This window comes from Chlorobium sp., from assembly GCF_021740465.1.
Classification (GTDB): Bacteria; Bacteroidota; Chlorobiia; order Chlorobiales; family Chlorobiaceae; genus Chlorobium.
In genome coordinates, this window is the sequence record NZ_JAIOZR010000010.1 from 1 (window position 1) to 17,120 (window position 17,120).

General features: G+C 54.0%; 16 protein-coding genes. 5 read left to right on the forward strand and 11 right to left on the reverse strand.

Annotated elements, in window-relative coordinates; all coding sequences use genetic code 11:
• From K9G39_RS06020 to K9G39_RS06040, 5 genes are all read left to right on the forward strand, one after another.
• Positions 1-125 (forward strand): transposase (locus K9G39_RS06020; RefSeq protein ID WP_292001562.1); only part of this gene is annotated, 125 nt, incomplete at its 5' end.
• A 114-nt stretch (positions 126-239) separates the two neighbouring features.
• Positions 240-1,262 (forward strand): (bacterio)chlorophyll synthase, encoded by a 1,023-nt coding sequence (gene bchG / locus K9G39_RS06025; protein ID WP_292004034.1) that lies wholly within the window; start codon positions 240-242, stop codon positions 1,260-1,262.
• A 258-nt stretch (positions 1,263-1,520) separates the two neighbouring features.
• Entirely contained in the window at positions 1,521-4,613 is a 3,093-nt protein-coding gene (locus K9G39_RS06030) for a PAS domain S-box protein (RefSeq protein ID WP_292004035.1), read from the forward strand.
• 48 nt (positions 4,614-4,661) lie between these two features.
• Complete coding sequence (locus tag K9G39_RS06035) at positions 4,662-5,387, forward strand: response regulator transcription factor (protein ID WP_292004036.1); 726 nt, start codon at positions 4,662-4,664, stop codon at positions 5,385-5,387.
• A gap of 105 nt (positions 5,388-5,492) precedes the next feature.
• A complete protein-coding gene (locus K9G39_RS06040; protein ID WP_292004037.1) occupies positions 5,493-5,933 on the forward strand; it encodes a YidB family protein in 441 nt (146 codons plus the stop codon).
• Positions 5,934-6,032: 99 nt separating this feature from the next.
• On the opposite strand, the gene K9G39_RS06045 is transcribed toward K9G39_RS06040, so the two are convergent.
• The 11 genes from K9G39_RS06045 to K9G39_RS06095 form a co-directional block, all read right to left on the reverse strand.
• A complete protein-coding gene (locus tag K9G39_RS06045; protein WP_292004038.1) occupies positions 6,033-6,983 on the reverse strand; it encodes a WD40 repeat domain-containing protein in 951 nt (316 codons plus the stop codon).
• Between the two features lie 196 nt (positions 6,984-7,179).
• On the reverse strand, positions 7,180-8,340 hold the full coding sequence (locus tag K9G39_RS06050) for a glycosyltransferase (protein ID WP_292004039.1): 1,161 nt from the start codon (positions 8,338-8,340) through the stop codon (positions 7,180-7,182).
• 73 nt (positions 8,341-8,413) lie between these two features.
• Positions 8,414-9,292, reverse strand: a complete 879-nt coding sequence (gene hisG / locus K9G39_RS06055) for an ATP phosphoribosyltransferase (RefSeq protein WP_292004040.1) — start codon at positions 9,290-9,292, stop codon at positions 8,414-8,416.
• A 27-nt stretch (positions 9,293-9,319) separates the two neighbouring features.
• Complete coding sequence (locus tag K9G39_RS06060; protein ID WP_292004041.1) at positions 9,320-10,072, reverse strand: UDP-2,3-diacylglucosamine diphosphatase; 753 nt, start codon at positions 10,070-10,072, stop codon at positions 9,320-9,322.
• A gap of 3 nt (positions 10,073-10,075) precedes the next feature.
• A complete protein-coding gene (locus tag K9G39_RS06065; protein WP_292004042.1) occupies positions 10,076-10,789 on the reverse strand; it encodes a phosphatidate cytidylyltransferase in 714 nt (237 codons plus the stop codon).
• An 81-nt stretch (positions 10,790-10,870) separates the two neighbouring features.
• Positions 10,871-11,872: a (bacterio)chlorophyll synthase gene (gene bchG, locus K9G39_RS06070; RefSeq protein ID WP_292004043.1), complete on the reverse strand. Its 1,002-nt coding sequence runs from the start codon at positions 11,870-11,872 to the stop codon at positions 10,871-10,873.
• Positions 11,873-11,981: 109 nt separating this feature from the next.
• On the reverse strand, positions 11,982-13,301 hold the full coding sequence (gene miaB / locus K9G39_RS06075; protein WP_292004044.1) for a tRNA (N6-isopentenyl adenosine(37)-C2)-methylthiotransferase MiaB: 1,320 nt from the start codon (positions 13,299-13,301) through the stop codon (positions 11,982-11,984).
• 142 nt (positions 13,302-13,443) lie between these two features.
• Complete coding sequence (locus K9G39_RS06080) at positions 13,444-14,055, reverse strand: iron-sulfur cluster assembly scaffold protein (protein WP_292004045.1); 612 nt, start codon at positions 14,053-14,055, stop codon at positions 13,444-13,446.
• On the reverse strand, positions 14,039-15,235 hold the full coding sequence (locus K9G39_RS06085) for a cysteine desulfurase family protein (protein ID WP_292004046.1): 1,197 nt from the start codon (positions 15,233-15,235) through the stop codon (positions 14,039-14,041). Before K9G39_RS06085 ends, K9G39_RS06080 begins: the two co-directional genes overlap by 17 nt.
• 42 nt (positions 15,236-15,277) lie before the next feature.
• Positions 15,278-16,207 carry a cysteine synthase A gene (cysK, locus tag K9G39_RS06090; protein ID WP_292004047.1) on the reverse strand — a complete coding sequence of 310 codons (930 nt, stop codon included), beginning with the start codon at positions 16,205-16,207 and terminating at the stop codon, positions 15,278-15,280.
• A gap of 27 nt (positions 16,208-16,234) precedes the next feature.
• A complete protein-coding gene (locus tag K9G39_RS06095; protein WP_292004048.1) occupies positions 16,235-16,939 on the reverse strand; it encodes an SDR family NAD(P)-dependent oxidoreductase in 705 nt (234 codons plus the stop codon).
• Positions 16,940-17,120: the final 181 nt, after the last annotated feature.

Below are 17,120 nucleotides of genomic sequence, written 5' to 3' on the forward strand. Positions count from 1 at the left end.
TTGAGGGAATCAATAGCCTCATCCAGGCGGCCAAAGCACGGGCACGGGGTTACCGCACTACCAAAAATCTCATCAATATGATCTACCTGATCAGCGGGAAGCTTAATTTTGGCTTACCCACTTGAAATAGCGAGGAGCCGATTTTTATGCCCGGATACTTAAAGAAGGATGTGCAGGTCAGGAACTGGGTGCCCATTCTATGTTTCAATAACACTACCCGGAATTTCGTGAGAACAGTCATGACAACAACAGCAAAGGCAATAACGGCCAAACCGGTCCGCTTTATCGGCAAAGTCAAGGCCCATATCGAAATTCTCGATCCCGTCACCTGGATCAGCGTTTTCCCGTGCCTGGCAGGAGGCGCCATGGCGTCGGGAGCCATGCAGTCGAATGCACACGATTACCTGCTCCTCTTTTTGCTGTTTCTCATCTACGGGCCTCTCGGCACGGGCTTCAGCCAGTCAGTAAACGATTATTACGATCTCGAACTCGACCGGATCAACGAGCCCACAAGACCGATTCCTTCAGGACGGTTGACCAAACAGGAGGCTCTCTGGAACTGGAGTATCGTTCTTGCCATCGCAGTGCTTCTCGGGTCGTGGATCGGCCTGCACATCGGCGGCCAGCGAGGCTTGATCATCTCTCTATCGCTCTTCACCGGCCTGGCGCTCGGCTATATTTATTCGGCTCCCCCGCTCAAGCTGAAAAAGAATATTATTCTGTCGGCACCCGCGGTCGACATCTCCTATGGAGTCATAACCTGGATCTCGGCCAACGCGTTCTTCAGCGAACTGCGTCCAGAGGCGCTATGGATGGCCGGACTCAACTTCTTTATGGCCACAGCACTCATCATCATGAATGATTTCAAGTCCCAGGAAGGCGATGCGAAAGGAGGCATGAAGTCACTGGCCGTGATGATCGGGCCGAAAAACACGTTCCTCGTCGCCTTCACCATCGTCGATCTGGTGTTTGCCGTATTCGCATGGCTCGCATGGAGCTGGGGTTTTCATCTGCTGATGTATTTCCTGCTGATAACGCTCGTTGTCGATATCGTCATCCAGGTGCAACTCTACCGTGACCCCCACAAAGGCCTTTCCTTCATGCAGATCGCCGTAGACGACGGATTCGGGCACACGATCGGCAAAAGCGAAATACACGAGCACAACGCCTTCCTTCGCTTCCAGGTGGTCAACAACATCCTGTTCCTCGTCAACCAGTTTATCGCCGCCGGCCTGATCGGCATGAAATACATGTCGGCATAGGGCTTATACATCCAATAGCCCCCCCCACGTCAAACCATGGCACCTTCGTGAGGGGGCCTGCGGATTCCGGGTATCCTGAATTGGAGCTCCGGTTTCCTGTTACAGATTTTTATAAAAAAATCGTAGATTTTTCTTACAAAATCTTACTAATATCAAAACCTTTCCATGAAAAGCATTCTGTTTTCACGGAAAGGCATCAGGAGCGGCTGTAACGACTCCGGCTGCATCCTGAACTGAAAACAATAGTAATCCAGGGCAATGCACAAGAAAAACATTCCATCCGGCAACAACGAAACCGAGATCGGTGCATTGCTGGAATCCCTTCCCGATGCTTTTTTCATCATTGATGCGGAAGGAATGATACTCCACGCAAACACCCTGTTTGCAGCTCAATTCGACAGAAGTCCGCAAGAGTGCATCGGCGAAAACATCTCCGACCTGCTCTCTGATGTGGTCTCTTTTCCGGAACTTGCGACTCATTTCATGCAAAAGGCAACCGAGGTTTTTCATACCGGAGAACGTCTGACGTTTGAAGATGAGAGGAACTCTTTCAGAGTGGCAATCAATCCCTTCAGGTCAAAAGAAAAAACCGTCACGAAATTACTGATCAGTCTCGAAAATATTTCCAGGCAAAAACAGGTTGAAGAGGAGCTGGAAAAAGAACGTGCACTGAAAACCGCCCTGCTTGAAGCCATGCCGGGCTGCGCCATCATTCTGAACGCCGATGGAAAGCTGATGGTGTGGAACCAGTACGCCCACGACATCATCTTCGGCAAAACCGACGACATCACACAGAGCGTCGATCCGATAGAGACCATATGCGCCGATCAGATTTTTCCGGTTAAAAAGAAGTTTCTGAACATTCTGCACTCCGGCGCCGAGGACAGCAGCGAAGTGAAAATATGCCCACCGGGAAGCCCTGGCCCATTATGGCTGGCTACCAGAGGAAGAAGGGTCATCATTGATGGCGAACCCTGTGTCGTTGCTGTCGGCGTTGATATCAGCAGGCAAAAACAGCTTGAAGAGGATCTTGTCGAGAGCAAGATGCGCTTCAACTATGCCCTTGATGCCGCGCACTCGGGAATCTGGGAATGGGACATCGAAACAGACCGCCTGAGCTGGTCGGAACAGGTATGGGGATTGTACGGTTTGCAGGTGGACAGTGTGCCGTTGAACCATCAGCTCTGTGTCGATACCATCCATCCCGAAGACCGGGAGATGGCGGCATGGATCATAAAGGAGGCAGTGAAAAACCAGAACCCGGCGTCCGTCGAATACCGGGTCCGCCACACCGACGGATCCATCCACTGGCTTACATCACGCAGCATGCCCCTGCACAGCGAAGAAGGCAAGCTGATCCGCTATATCGGCACCATCATCGACATAACGGAGCGCAAGCAGATAGAGCTCGAACTCCTTGAAAGCAAGAGCCGGCTCAACCAGGCACTCGAAGCCGCCCGCGCCGGCGTCTGGGAATGGGATCTGCAAACCAACGAGAATATATGGTCCGACGAAATCTGGGCGCTCTATGGACTGCAAAAAAACGAAGGCAAGCCATCCTTCCAGCTCTGGGCGAACACCATCCATCCCGAAGATCGGGAGATGGCCACCAACAGCGTAACCGAGGCCGCCGAGCACTGCAACGAAATCAATATCCAGTATCGGGTCACGCACTCCGACGGCGCCACACACTGGTTGATGTCGCGCGGCAAACCGGGATGTGACGTGAACGGCAAGATCATCCGTTACCTCGGGATGGCTATCGATATTACCGAAAGCAAACAGATTGAAATGGCGCTCAGTCAGAGCAAGACACGTCTCAATCAGGCTCTGGAAGCCACGAACGCAGGTATCTGGGAATGGAATGTCAAGTCCGATCAGGTCTCCTGGTCGGACCGGGTCTGGCTGCTGTACGGGATGGAGCAGGACAGCATGAAGTCTTCGCACAAGCTCTGTGAAACCAACGTACATCCTGAAGACCGGGATGTAACGTTCCAGACTGTCATGCATGCAGCACTCAATGAAACGGAAATCAATGTTGAATACAGGGTGAGCCATAAAGATGGCTCTACGCACTGGCTCATGTGCCGGGGTATGCCACTGCGTGAGAAGGACGAAGAGGTATCCTGCTATATCGGCACCGTGATCGATATTACGGAACGAAAAAATACGGACCTCGCCCTTACCGAAAGTGAATCGAAATTCCGGAGCATTTTCGACCATGCACCTGTAGCCATAGGAATCTGGGACCTTCAGGATGGCCGTTTGGTCAACGTCAATGTTGCCTGGCTGCAGCTTTTCGGGTTCACGCGCCAGGATGCCATTGAACATCCTGTCACCGACCACTCCCTGTATGTGGATCTGGATGAGTGGAAACAGATCGTCACGGTACTCAAAAACCATGGCCGGCTTTTCAACCGGCCCGTGCAACTGCGGAAAAAAAACGGAGAACAGCTCAACGTCCTTTATTCAGCGGAATTCATCAATCTGAAGGACCGTTCGATCCTGCTCGTCATGATGACGGATGTCACCCTGCAGGAGCTTCAGCAGCAAAGTATCAACCAGCTTGAAAAGGCTGTCGCCGAGCGTACCGGACAATTGCAGCTCGAAATCGAACGACTGGAACGGTTCATAAGCATGGTATCTCACGAATACCGCACACCACTGGCAATTATACGGGGAAATCTCGACCTCATCGAGGTGAAGAACCAGAGCGGCAACCGGCTGATCAAAACGGAAATCAACAAGATACACCGCGCCATCGACCGCCTTGTCGAGGTCATGGAGGTTTCCATGCGTGAGAGTCGCATGATCGAAACCCGGGGAACACTGGAAACAAACCATATCGCGATCGCCCCGCTCATCTACTCGCAGATAGCATCGTTCAAGAACATGTGGCCGGATTTGGACATCCGTTTCTCCGAACGCCTTGATGACTGCAAGGTATTCGGTGAACCATCGCAGCTCAAGCTGGCTATATACAACCTTGTCGATAATGCCCGGAAATATTCTGCCCCGGACACTCCCATCGCGGTGAATTGCCATAAAGAGTCTGACGAGGTAATCATCACTATACGCAATCGGGGAACATCGATTTCCAGGGAGGAATGCGAAACCCTTTTCAACAAGTACCAGCGCGGCAGAAACTCCATGAACACCAGTGGAGCCGGCCTCGGATTGTGGCTTGTGAAAAAAATTATCGAACAACATAACGGAAACGTGACGCTCAGAGGATTCCCCTCGGGTGTCGAGGCAACCGTGCGACTGCCTGTCGCCGATGATGCCGACAGGAACATGCTCGACAGCAACGAGCAGGAAACTATTGACCAGCCTCTCGACATCACCGGGTAAAACGTATATTGGAGGCAGGTTACATCCATAACAATTCATGCTGTTGCAATGTCGGACAAGCAAATCATCATTGTTGAAGACGACCGGGATTTCCGTGAGAGTATTATGGAGTACCTGGTACTTGCGGGGTTTGATGTCACGGGGGCCGCTTCAGCCCTGGAATTCTATCAGAAAATCGCCCAGGATCGTTTTCTCCTGGTGATTCTCGATATAGCACTGCCCGACCAGGATGGCCTTGTGCTTGCCGAATACGTCCGCAAAAATACCGACATGCGCATTATCATGCTTACTGCGCAGTCATCCCAGAAAAGCAAGATAGTCGCTTATGAATCCGGAGCGGATCTCTACCTGACGAAACCGGTTGATTTCCCTGAATTGCTCGCTTCGATCACCAGTATCCTGGGGCGCCTCAGCAACTCCCACTCCGGTGAGCAGCAAGAGGAAAAGACAGAATACGAATCCAACCGGGAAATAAGGCCCTGGGAGCTGTCAAGGAAGGAGTGGGCTCTCTTTACGCCGGATGGGGATAAAATAATTCTGACGGCAAAGGAATTCGATTTTGTTGAAAAGCTCTCATCCTGCCCCTTGAAGGTGGTTGATCGCGAGGAGCTTCTGAAAGCCCTCGATTACGAAAACACCGCGTCAGGCAACCGCTCACTCGATGCGCTGGTACATCGCATGCGGCGAAAAAAAGGAAACACCGAACACTACATACCCATAAAAACCTCCCATGGCTCAGGATACAGTTTTTCCGCACCGATCATCGTCAGATAGGCCGATTATCGGGCCACCCGACAAGAACATTTTCCTGTTTATAACAAAACCCGCATGTCATGGTGAACGTGGAATGGCCGCAAAACCGTTAATCAGCAAAAACCTATGAACATCACCTCACTGATTCAGCTTGGAGCATCGGTCATCCAGGGCAACAGCGACAAGAACACGACAGGCATACCGCTCGACAAACTCACGGCTGCCCTGGGATCGCTTCTGGGAGGCAAAAGCGGAAAACCCGACTTCGGAGCCCTGCTCTCGGGCATGCAGGCAGGAGGTCTCGGGGATATCGCCTCGTCATGGCTCGCAAAAGGATCGAACAAACCGGTTTCGCCCGATGCGGTCGGAGGTATTGTGGGGCAGGACAAACTCAAGGAGTTCGCCGCACAACTCGGTCTGTCGGAAGAGAGTGCCAAAGGTGCGATAGCCGACGCGCTGCCCGAAATGGTCGACAAGGCCAGCCCCGAAGGGTCGCTGCTCGATGACCTTGCAGACAATCTCGGAGGAGTGAAAGGATTGGGCGACATGATCGGAAAGTTCCTCTGAAAAGGACATCCGGGCAACGGAATAAACACAGGAAGCTGAAAAAAAATGCCGGAGGGCATCTCCGGCATCATGAATGGGCTGGAACAGTGAGCCGGAGCTTTATTTGATGCCCCAGAGCTTGATCTTGAAGTCGTCGCTGCCGCTGGCGATAACTCTGCCGTCGGGTGAGATATCGACCGACTGCACCTCGTGGGTGTGACCCCTGTAAGTGTGCAGCAGTGCGCCGCTTTTTACGTCCCACAGCCTGACCGACTCGTCGTTGGCAGCGCTGGCTACCGCCGATCCATCGGGATTGAAGCAGACGCTGCGGACACCGTCTTCGTGGCCGACGAGCACCTTGAGAGTTTGGCCCGTGGCCGCATCGAGAATCTTCACCTTCGCGTCGCGTCCGCAGAAGGCAATACGAGTGTCGTCAGGGCTGAAGACGACGGCGTGCGAAAGAGTATCGCCGGTCTGGTAGTTGGCGACGTTTTTTCCGGACTCGACATCCCAGATTTTAATGACCGGCTCTTCACCACAGCTTGCGATCCTTTTGCCGTCATGGCTCCATGCGAGGCATTCTATATATGATTTATGTCCGAGAAGCTGCCCGGTTTCCTTTCCGGTTTCCACATCCCAGAGGCGGATGGTTGTATCTCTTGAACAGCTTGCAAGCACCCTGCTGTCGGGGCTGAAAGCGACCATGCGCACGGCCGTGTCGTGCCCTTTGCATACATGAACACAGTTTCCGCTCTCGGGGTCCCATAATCTGACGGTGCTGTCGGTGCTTCCGCTGGCCAGCCGTCTGCCATCACGGCTGTAATCGACACACTCCACCCATGTTTCGTGACCTTTCATGGTATGCAGCGGCCTCCCGCTCGCCACGTCCCAGAGCATGACCAGTTCATCGAAGCCGCCGCTGACCAGCCGCTTGCCGTCGGCGCTGAATTTGACTCCGAGCACCCTGTCCTGGTGGCCTTCCATGGTCTTGATGAGATTGACATCCTCCTGCACTTTCGGAAGTTTCAGCTCAACCTCTTTTTTACCGAATACTTTTGATAAGAACCCCATGATTGTTAAATCCTGTTTGAAATATGAGATGCGTATAGTAGTTCAATTTAAGAAAAAATTATAACCTTCCCCGAAGATCGGGCAAAGGGAGAAAAAAGACTCGCAAGATCCGAGCCAGCTACCTGCACACCACCCACCACCCACCGCCCACGGCTCACTGCTCACTGCTCACTGCTCACTGCTCACTGCTCACTGCTCACTGCTCACTGCTCACAAATTTATAATACCTCCCCTTCCATTGCGCTCCTTTTCCGAACCGGGTGATCGCAAAGGAGTTCAATGCGATGGCGACCAGAACCAGCTGGGAGAGCGCATGCAGAAACGCAAAGCCCGCCGGCTGGCGGAACCTCACGGCGATGAGCACCCTGCAGAGCATAGCCAGCGCAATCTGCAGAAGAGGCAGGAGAAAACGGGCGGGGCCGAAGTCGCCCTCGAGCAGCGCCGCCGAAAGGAAGCCGTAAGGGAGCACGTGAAAAACCAGAGTCAGAACGACGAGGCCGAACAGCAGCGTGGAACGGTAGCCGAGTCCGGCAAAAAGGTTTTTCGAAAAACCCCGGATGATTTCACCTTGCGAGCGGTACATCCTGCAGCCCAGAGCATCGACGCCGTTGAAAACGGCGACCCGGCCTCCGGCTTTTTTCACCGCCCTGCAGAGCCAGACGTCCTCTACGATAGCCGTTTTCACTGCCCGGTGCCCTCCGATGCTCAGGTAGGTCTCACGCCGGAAAAGCATGAACTGGCCTATGGCCGAACAGAAGACGCTATTTGGCGATGTCCGAACGAAACGGAGAGGCAGATAGCACATGAGAATGAAGTAGACCAGCGGAATTACCAGTTTTTCGAGAAACCCGACCATCTCCTGATACGGGGTGAGGGTGAGCATGCCGGCTCCAGAGGCATGCAGGGCGGCAACCGAGCGGCTGAGCGATCCCGGTTTGTGCCGGGTATCGGCATCGGTGAAAAGCAGAAGCTCGCCGCCGCCGAAATCGCCGAGCTGGCGGCAGGCCCACGCCTTGCCGTGCCATCCTTCGGGAAGCGGTTCGCCCTCTATAATGCGGAGCCGCGCATCTGAAGAGGCCTCAAGACGCCGGAGAATCTCCAGCGTCCGGTCTTCGGAACCGTCGTCGAGCACAACCACTTCATAGCGGGGATAGTCCTGGGCAAGCAGCGACAGCACACAGGCCTCGATCGAGTGCTCCTCGTTTCTTGCCGGAACCAGAACGGAAACAAAAGGCCGCTCTCCGGAATCGGGCGGGCATTCAGGCAGGTTCTGTAGTTCGATGAGGTTGAAAAGCAGAATACCGGCAAAAACCAGCAGCGACAGGAGTATGATGACCTGATAGGTGAGAAGCAGCATGATGGATCGTAAAAAGGGCTGCCGTTTCAGCAAAGGCAGCCCTTTGATTTCAATAAAAGCGGGAAAAACCGCTTCAGTCGATCAGCTTGTTGATATCGTACTCGACAATGCCTTCGGCTCCGGCGCGCTTCAGCTCGGGAATGAGCTTGCGGACGGTTTTTTCGGTAACGATCACCTCGAGCGCTACCCAACCCTCATCGGCAAGATGCGAAACGGTCGGCTGGCGTAGTGCCGGGATAATGGAGAGAACGGCGTCGAGCGAACTCTTCGGGGCGTTCATCTTCAATCCAACCTTTCCCTGGGCGTTAATGGCTCCCTCGAGCAGCATGGCCATGCTCTCGATCTTTTCCCGTTTCCACGGATCGTTCCAGGATGCCTTGTTGGCGATGAGTTTGGTGTTGGACTCGAGGATGGTATCGACAATCCTGAGCTTGTTAGCCCTGAGAGACGAACCGGTTTCGGTTACCTCGACGATGGCGTCGGCAAGATCGGGAGGCTTCACTTCGGTAGCGCCCCAACTGAACTCCACCGATGCGCTGACTCCGTGCTTTGCCAGATATTTTTTCGTGATGTTGACGACTTCCGTCGCTATATGCTTCCCTTCGAGATCCTTTACCGAATGGATAGACGAGCTCTCGGGAACGGCAAGCACCCAGCGGACGGGGCGCATCGAGGCTTTGGAGTAGACCAGGTCGGCAACCTCCACAACTTCGGCGTCGGTCTCGATGATCCAGTCCTTGCCGGTCAGGCCTACATCGAAAGCTCCGAGTTCCACATAGTGCGCCATTTCCTGGGCGCGAATCAGAATCGCTTCGAGCTCGTCGTCATCTATGGATGGGAAATAAGAGCGGCTCTGAACGGAAAAATGAAAGCCTGCGTGAGCGAAAAGATCAAGGGTCGAATCCTGCAGACTGCCTTTCGGCAAACCAAGCTTCAGTACGGGATTACTCATATCGGAAGTGGACGGTTGTAATTGAGGTTAAAGTTCCTTCAGGTGAAACGAGTCGTGCATAAACACGCCGTAAGGGTAGCTGCCGTCTATCCAGGTACCGAGGTTGATATACCGGCTTGCTCCATCCCGGAGCGGATAGACCCCTTGCGAGTGGTTATGTCCGCAGACAAAATAATCAAATTCCCGGTCTGCGGCTATGGATTCGGCAAAATTTAACAACCGGTTCGATTCCTTCGGAATATCGACCGGTTTGTGGTGGCGGCTGAGATACGACAGCCGCTTCATCAGCGCGATTGCCAGATCGGCGTGAAATGCCGTCAGCAGGCCGAGATTGAAGCGGTTTCTCACGAAACGCGCGAAAAGCTTGTAGCCGAGGTCCCCTTCGCCCAGGCCGTCGCCGTGCGCAAAAAGGAATGCCCGGCCGGCGTATTCGAAGCTGTTGAGGCCATACATGGTTTTCAGGCCGAGTTCACTCTCGAAAAAGGTCCCGAGATGGAAATCGTGGTTGCCCGCCACATAGGTGACCTCGATACCGCTCCGTACCAGGTCGCTGATGAGACAGATATGGCGGCTGAACTCTTTGGGAATGACATGGCGAAACTCCATCCAGTAATCGAAAATATCGCCGAGCATATAGAGCGAACGGCCGTCCGCCTTGACGAGGGCGAAAAGCCGTTCGAGTTTTTCATATTTCAGCATCTCTTCCTCACGGCCCTGCAGACCGAAATGCAGATCGCTGATAAAGTAGATGCCCTCTCTGTCGCTGCCCTTAAGCGTCATGAATCAGAGGAACTGCGCAGCAAGAATGACCGCTGCCGGAATAGTGAGGTTGTCGACCTCTTTGGGGCTCACTCCCTCTACCACGGTTGCGATAAGGGCGATAAGCAGAATTTTTTGTGCATCGAAAGCTTCGGGAACGATCAGCCAGACGAAAAACAGACCGGCGAGCGCGCTTCCAAGCAGAAATGCCAGACTTCCCTCGACGCTCTTGTCGCTGAGAATCCGGTATTTCATTTTTCCCAGGCGGGTGCCGATTATCGGAGCCAGACCGTCGCCCCAGCCGAGCACCGCCATGGCGAGCACTCCTTCGAAGGTCTTGTAGTAAAGGGTGCCGCACAGCATGGCTACAAGCACGAAGTAGAGCGTGCCTTTGAGCAGCTCCCGTTTATCGCCGGTACGGGTCATGGTTTTTACCGCCTGATCGTCATCGGCGGCAAAGAGCCCTTTCTGGATGAGCAGAATGGTCCAGACCGCAAAAACCGTGATGTTCAGGTACTGCGACCAGTCGCCGTCAATAAAGAGAGGGAGAAAGACGATCGCCGAACCCGCACAGATATGGGTTATTTTCCGGCTGATGTCCCGAGGCAGCCCGTGGTTGGTTACCAGATAGTCCATGAGCGGCGGAACGCTGAACACATAGACGAAGGTAAAAAGGGTAACGAGGGCATTATGCCAGACAGGGGGAAGCGAAAAAAAGGTAGCCTGAAGCATGACCATGGCACATGAATGATTAAAGGTTATGGTAACGGCAACGACCCTTCAGCTTTCAGAGAAAAAAATTTTTTGGCGAATGGAACCCTACATGTATTTCGCTCCGATCATGCCTGCGACAATCAGGTTGTTCAGGAGAAAAAGAATATTGTTGGCGACCTGGTAGCGAAGAAAGGCGTTGTGTTCCTGTACTTCGCTTTTCCCGATGGCGTTGCCGAATCCGTCCTCGACGGTGCCTTTCATGAAGGATATGCTGCTTTTCGGGTCGCGCAGCAGCTGTATCTGGATCGTGATGTTGAGGATAAGGCCGATCAGCACCAGCACGACCGCCACGGTGAATCCCCAGTTCCAGGCGAGCACGGCAAGCACGGCGAATACCATGTCGATAATGGTGAAGGATACCAGAAAGGTGTTCCGGGAACCGATCATGACCGCCAGCGATTTCAGGCCCCCCTCCTTGTCGCCTTCGACGGACTTGAAATCGTTGAGAATGATCAGGGCGATCGCCATGAAAAAGTTCAGGCCGGCAAGCCAGATCACTTCAGGCCGGATTTCGCTGAACAGGGCGTTGGCCGACAGAAAGGTGACAAAGCTGTATGAAAATCCCACCGCCGGTGCGGAGGTGATGATGTTTTTCTTGAGTTTTAGCGGCGGAGCCGAATAGATATAGGCAACAAGAAGTGCTGTCAGAATCGAGACAATGATAACCGTTCCCCGCACGCCCCCGATATGAATGCCGAGAAAGACGCCGAGACCAATAGCCAGCAGGAGCACGAAAATACTGTTCCAGAGGGCCTCCTTCACACTCAGGCGACCGGATGGAATCGGGCGTGTCGGCTCGTTGACACGGTCGAGCTCGAGATCGAAATAGTCGTTGACAGACTGGCTGAAACCGGTACCAAGCGGGCCGTAAAGCAGAAAGATCGAGGCAAGAAGCAGATAGTCGTGGGGAGTTGACTGCATGGCTCCTGAAGCCATGACTCCGCCGGCGAGACAGGGAAAAACACTGATCCAGGTTACAGGATCGAGCAGTTCGAGATGGGCTCTGAGTTTATCGGTAAATCCAAGTCGTTGTACGGCAACTGACATGCTGTTTCTGCGTTAAATGATACCTGCATTAAAATTTAAATTTACGAATCGCAGTAAAGATAAAAAAACTCCTGAATGCAGATAAGGTTTTTCGCGTGTTTCAGGATTCTCAGACGGTTTTCCCGCTGAGAGTGGCCGATGTCGAGCCGGTTATGAGCACCCTGACAAGATCTCCGGGTTGAAAGGAGCCCCGGTCGAACACCACCACCCGGTTGGTCGAGGTACGGCCCATGAGCTGTGCTGCGGAGCGGCGACTTTCGGATTCGGCCAGAACTTCGACAACCGTACCGACCGCCTCCCGGAGCAGCTCTCCTGATATGGTGTTCTGGAGATCGATGATCTCCTGCAAACGCCTTTTCTTGTCCTCTTCGGAAACATCGTCCGGCATGGTACGGGCGGCCAGGGTTCCCGGCCTCGGTGAGTAGTGGAACATGAAGGCCGAATCGAAACGAACCTCGCGCATCAGTTCGAGCGTCTGACGGTGATCGCTCTCGCTTTCACCGCAGAAGCCGGCGATAAGATCGGTGGAGATCGCTATGCCGGGAATCCTCTGGCGGATAAGCCTGATCTTTTCGAGGTACGACAGGATGCCGTGACCCCGGTTCATCCGCTCGAGCATGCGGGATGAACCGGACTGCACGGGCAAATGCAGATGCTGGCAGATATCGGGCTGTGAGGCCATAGCGTCCACAAGCGACGGCGACATATCCTTCGGATGGGATGTGGTAAATCGTATGCGCACTCCGGGAGCTTCGCGGCAGACGGCTTCGAGCAGTTGAGGGAAATCAGCACCGGACTGAGGGTCGCAATATGAGTTGACGTTCTGGCCGAGCAGCGTTATCTCGCGGCACCCCCCGAGGCCGAGCTCGCGCACTTCGCGGAGCACCGAACCGAATGGATGACTGCGTTCGCGCCCCCTGGTAAAGGGCACCACACAGAACGCGCACATGTTGTTGCAGCCGCGCATGACCGGCACGAATGACGTCAGCGGCTCAACCCTCGACTGCAGGATCCCCTCGTAGGTCTCGGTGGCATCGAAATCGAGCCGCGATACCCTGCACCCTCCGGAGGCTTCGGCAACCAGCGACGCGATGTCCCGGTAGTTGTCAGGACCGGCAAGAAAATCAAGTACCGGAAAATCGCCGAAGAGCGCTTCGCGGCGATACTGCGCTATGCAGCCTGCAAGGCCGACTATCAGCTCCGGATGCTTCCGCTTGAAACCCTTCACATGCTGGAGATAGTGCCCGATGCGCTCGACGGCGTTCTCCCTGACTGCACAGGTGTTGAGGAGGATGATTCCCGCCTCATCTTCGGATGTGGCGGGTTCGTACCCCTCGTTTTGCAGCAGCGTCGCGATGATGCCGCTGTCCGCCTGATTCATCTGGCACCCAAAGGTGTGAATATGGAATTTTCGACGATCTCTCTTCAAAACAGTAACCCTTTTGCACTGAATCGGACCCTCCGGAGACGGCATGCAACTAAAACGGGGCCCGTTTTTCCGGTCCCCGTTATGGACGGCATTCCACTGCCTGCCGCAGTCGGATTGCTGCGGAAACGGAAACCTGACGTGTTCAGGCTCCGAAATGGATATGCTTGAACTTCTCGAGCAGCGCTTCGGCTTCCGGCTTGCACTGTCCGCAGACCGTTCCGAGCTTTGTGCGCTCCTGCAGTTCGAAATAGGTTCTGGCACCCTCGAGCACGGCATCCTCGATATCATGATCGGTGATGTTCATGCACTGGCATATGGTCTTAACCTGCTCCTGTTTTACCTTGTCTTCCATGCCGTTGCGGACGTAGTAGTCGTTGATGGCAGCCCTTAAAGCCTTGTCACCGAGCACCGAACAGTGAATCTTGTTTTCCGGCAGCCCGCCAAGCTCTTTGGCAACCTCCTTGGGCGAGATGTGAAAGGCCTGGTCGAGCGTCATGCCCTTGACCATTTCGGAAAGAATCGAGGTGCTGGCGATGGCGCTTGCGCAGCCATAGGTCTTCCACTGGCAGTCGGTAATGACCTCACTCTCCTTGTCAACCTTGATAACCACCATCATCTGATCGCCGCACTGAAGGTTTCCTTCCATGCCGACACCGTCGAATTCGTCTGTATTTTCACCCTGCATGATATTTTTCGGGCTCATGAAGTGTTCCTTCAGTTTTTCGGTATATGCCCACTCACCTGCTTGCAGCATGTGTTCCTCCTTTAATGTATGCCGTTGACATGTCTCTTATTCGTTTAATGGTTCTCGGCAGGACGTCGAGCACATATTCGACCTCCTGCATGGTGCTTTCCCTCCCGAGGCTGATACGGATCGAACCGTGCGCACGCTCGGCGTCGACGCCGGTTGCGAGCAGCACATGCGACGGATCCAGAGAGCCCGATGCGCAGGCCGAGCCGGTCGATACAGCGATGCCTTCAAGATCGAGATAAAGCAGGATAGCCTCTCCTTCGGCTCCGGGAAACGATACGTTCAGGGTACCGCTGAGAGAGTCGGTCGGATGCCCGTTGAAATAAATGTCGTCGATACGCTCTTCGATACCCTGCTTGAGTACGGCTTTCAATGCGCCGAGACGTTCTTTTTCACCGGCCATTTCAAGCTGCCGCATTTCAACGGCTTTTCCGAGGCCGAGAATACCGAGCGTATTTTCCGTACCCGCTCTCCGGCCACGCTCCTGATGGCCTCCACGGATAAATGGGCAATAGGGTGTGCCTTTTCTCACATAGAGTGCACCCACGCCTTTTGGCCCGTAGATCTTATGCCCCGAGATGGTGAGAAAGTCTACCCCGAGCGCATTCACGTCCACAGGCACCTTGCCTACCGCCTGAACGGCATCAGTATGCATCAGGGCTCCGCAACCGCGGGTCATTTTCGATATGGTTTCGATATCCTGGAAGGTACCGATCTCGTTGTTGGCCATCATGACCGACACGAGCCCTACATCGTCGCCAAGCATGCCCTCAAGCTGATCGAGATCGATCTTGCCGTAGCGGTCTACGTCGAGATACCTGACCCTGGCCCCACGGTGCGCAAGACATTCCGAGGTTTCAAGTACGCAGGGGTGCTCGATTTTCGTGGTGATGATGGTGCTGCGCATCTTCGTCCCCGGAATGCACTGGTTTGTTGCGCAGATGAAAAGAGAGAGTACGGTATTATTGGCTTCGGAACCGCTGCCTACAAAAACGATTTCATCATCACCGGCACCTATGAAACCTGCAACCCGCTTCCGGGCATCCTCTACGTTGGCCCTGGCCTCGCGGCCCCAGGCATGCATGCTCGAGGGATTGCCGAACATCTCCATCGCTTCGGCCATCTCCTTCTTCACTTCCGGGTGCAGCGGAGTGGTTGCGTTATGATCAAAATAAACCTTCATGGCGGCTTCAGTACTTCAGGGGTCCTTGTTAATTAAAATTCCTCACGGCAGGTCTTCGAAAAGCCAGGTTGAAAGATAGCGTTCCCCACTGTCAGGAAGAAGCACGACAAGTGTTTTTCCTGCCATTTCTTCCCTGCGGGCCACCCCAAGCGCGGCATAGAGTGCCGCACCGGAAGATATGCCGCAGAGAATGCCCTCCTGGCGGGCAAGCTTTCTGGCCGTTTCTCCCGCATCCTGATTGCTGACGGTAACAATTTCGTCGATGATATCCATGTTCAGTATTGCCGGCACGAACCCTGCCCCTATTCCCTGAATTTTGTGCGGGCCCGGCTGACCTCCTGAAAGCACTGGAGAATCGGACGGCTCGACGGCGATGATCCTGACATCGGGCTTGTGCTTCCTGAGCACCTCCCCGACACCCGTTATCGTACCTCCTGTCCCAACGCCGGCAACGAATACATCAACCATGCCGTCGGTATCCTCCCAGATTTCAACCGCGGTGGTTGCCCGGTGAACCGCAGGGTTCGAAGGATTCTGGAACTGCTGCAGTATAAGGCTGCCGGGAATCGAAGCAGCAAGGCGCTCCGCCTCGGAAATGGCAAGCTTCATACCGCCCGAGCCTTCGGTCAGCACCAGTTCCGCACCGAGAATCTGCATAAGCCTTCGCCGTTCCATACTCATGGTATCGGGCATGATCAGCATGAGACGGTAACCTTTTGCCGCACAGGCAAAAGCGAGCCCGATGCCGGTATTGCCGCTGGTGGGCTCGATAATTGTCGTGCCAGGTCCGATTCTGCCGGATTTCTCGGCATCTTCGATCATGGCCACCGCAATCCTGTCCTTCACGCTCGACAGAGGGTTGAACGATTCGATTTTCAGGAGCACATCGGCCCGGCACCCTTCGGCAAGCCTCTGGAGCCTTACCAGAGGAGTCCCTCCGACTGTCTGCAGGATGCTGTCGTATATTTTCATGACGGAATGATTTGTTTTATAACCGTTTCAGCATAAGCCATATACAGGAATCGAAGCCCCATGGATGGCACGCGAGGCATCAGAAGCAAGAAACAAGATCACGTCGGCAAGAGCTGCGGGAGATACCCACGTCGTAAAATCGGCATCAGGCATATCCCTGCGGTTCAGCGGCGTATCGATGATGCTCGGCAGAACACAGTTCACGTTGATGCCGAAAAGCTTGTTCTCTTCGGACATGCTTTCGGTCATACGCATAACCGCGGCTTTCGATGCCGTATAAGAGGCCATCCGGGCTCTGCCTGAAATCGCAGCTCTCGCACCCACGGTAACGATACGCCCCCCTCTCCTCTGGCGCATATGGGGCAACACGGCGTGAGCGATATTGAAAAGCGTTGCGGCATTGAGCTTCATCATGAACTCCCATTCATCGACGGAGGTTTCGTGCAGCGGGCCTCCCATGGAAAATCCTCCGGTCAGCGCGGTCACTGCGTCGATGCGGCCGAACCTGTCGAGCACGGTGCGAACCATAGTTTCGGCAGAATCCGGTTGCGTCAGATCACATTCGAGCACCATTACCCTCGACGAGTCCGCAAAAGCTGATGAAATACTTTCCGTGTGCAGATCAGAAAGAGCAAGATCGGCGCCTGCCTCATAAAAAGCTGAAGCGACGGCTTTCCCAAGATTTCCTGCAGCTCCGCTTACAAGAACTACCCTGTTTTCAAATTTCCACATCCCGGTAACTATGGCAGCATCTGTTTATGTTGTTTTCATATATAATGCAATAACGAATGATCAAACAAATCTATTAATTCCCTCTAAATAGGTTATTTTTTGTCCTATTTAGAGAAACGAACAAAAACATTGCCGGACTGCTTTCATGACGACAGCCTGGAAACAAAGGGGAAACCGATCG

What these genes read in the sequence shown, in the direction of transcription:
- K9G39_RS06035 (WP_292004036.1), top strand. Translation starts at nt 4,662, where the DNA reads ATGTCGGACAAGCAAATCATCATTGTTGAAGACGACCGGGATTTCCGT.
- K9G39_RS06050 (WP_292004039.1), bottom strand. Translation starts at nt 8,340, where the DNA reads ATGCTGCTTCTCACCTATCAGGTCATCATACTCCTGTCGCTGCTGGTT.
- K9G39_RS06030 (WP_292004035.1), top strand. Translation starts at nt 1,521, where the DNA reads ATGCACAAGAAAAACATTCCATCCGGCAACAACGAAACCGAGATCGGT.
- K9G39_RS06095 (WP_292004048.1), bottom strand. Translation starts at nt 16,939, where the DNA reads ATGTGGAAATTTGAAAACAGGGTAGTTCTTGTAAGCGGAGCTGCAGGA.
- K9G39_RS06060 (WP_292004041.1), bottom strand. Translation starts at nt 10,072, where the DNA reads ATGACGCTTAAGGGCAGCGACAGAGAGGGCATCTACTTTATCAGCGAT.
- K9G39_RS06085 (WP_292004046.1), bottom strand. Translation starts at nt 15,235, where the DNA reads ATGAAGGTTTATTTTGATCATAACGCAACCACTCCGCTGCACCCGGAA.
- K9G39_RS06045 (WP_292004038.1), bottom strand. Translation starts at nt 6,983, where the DNA reads ATGGGGTTCTTATCAAAAGTATTCGGTAAAAAAGAGGTTGAGCTGAAA.
- cysK (WP_292004047.1), bottom strand. Translation starts at nt 16,207, where the DNA reads ATGAAAATATACGACAGCATCCTGCAGACAGTCGGAGGGACTCCTCTG.
- bchG (WP_292004043.1), bottom strand. Translation starts at nt 11,872, where the DNA reads ATGTCAGTTGCCGTACAACGACTTGGATTTACCGATAAACTCAGAGCC.
- bchG (WP_292004034.1), top strand. Translation starts at nt 240, where the DNA reads ATGACAACAACAGCAAAGGCAATAACGGCCAAACCGGTCCGCTTTATC.
- K9G39_RS06080 (WP_292004045.1), bottom strand. Translation starts at nt 14,055, where the DNA reads ATGCTGCAAGCAGGTGAGTGGGCATATACCGAAAAACTGAAGGAACAC.
- K9G39_RS06065 (WP_292004042.1), bottom strand. Translation starts at nt 10,789, where the DNA reads ATGGTCATGCTTCAGGCTACCTTTTTTTCGCTTCCCCCTGTCTGGCAT.
- hisG (WP_292004040.1), bottom strand. Translation starts at nt 9,292, where the DNA reads ATGAGTAATCCCGTACTGAAGCTTGGTTTGCCGAAAGGCAGTCTGCAG.
- K9G39_RS06040 (WP_292004037.1), top strand. Translation starts at nt 5,493, where the DNA reads ATGAACATCACCTCACTGATTCAGCTTGGAGCATCGGTCATCCAGGGC.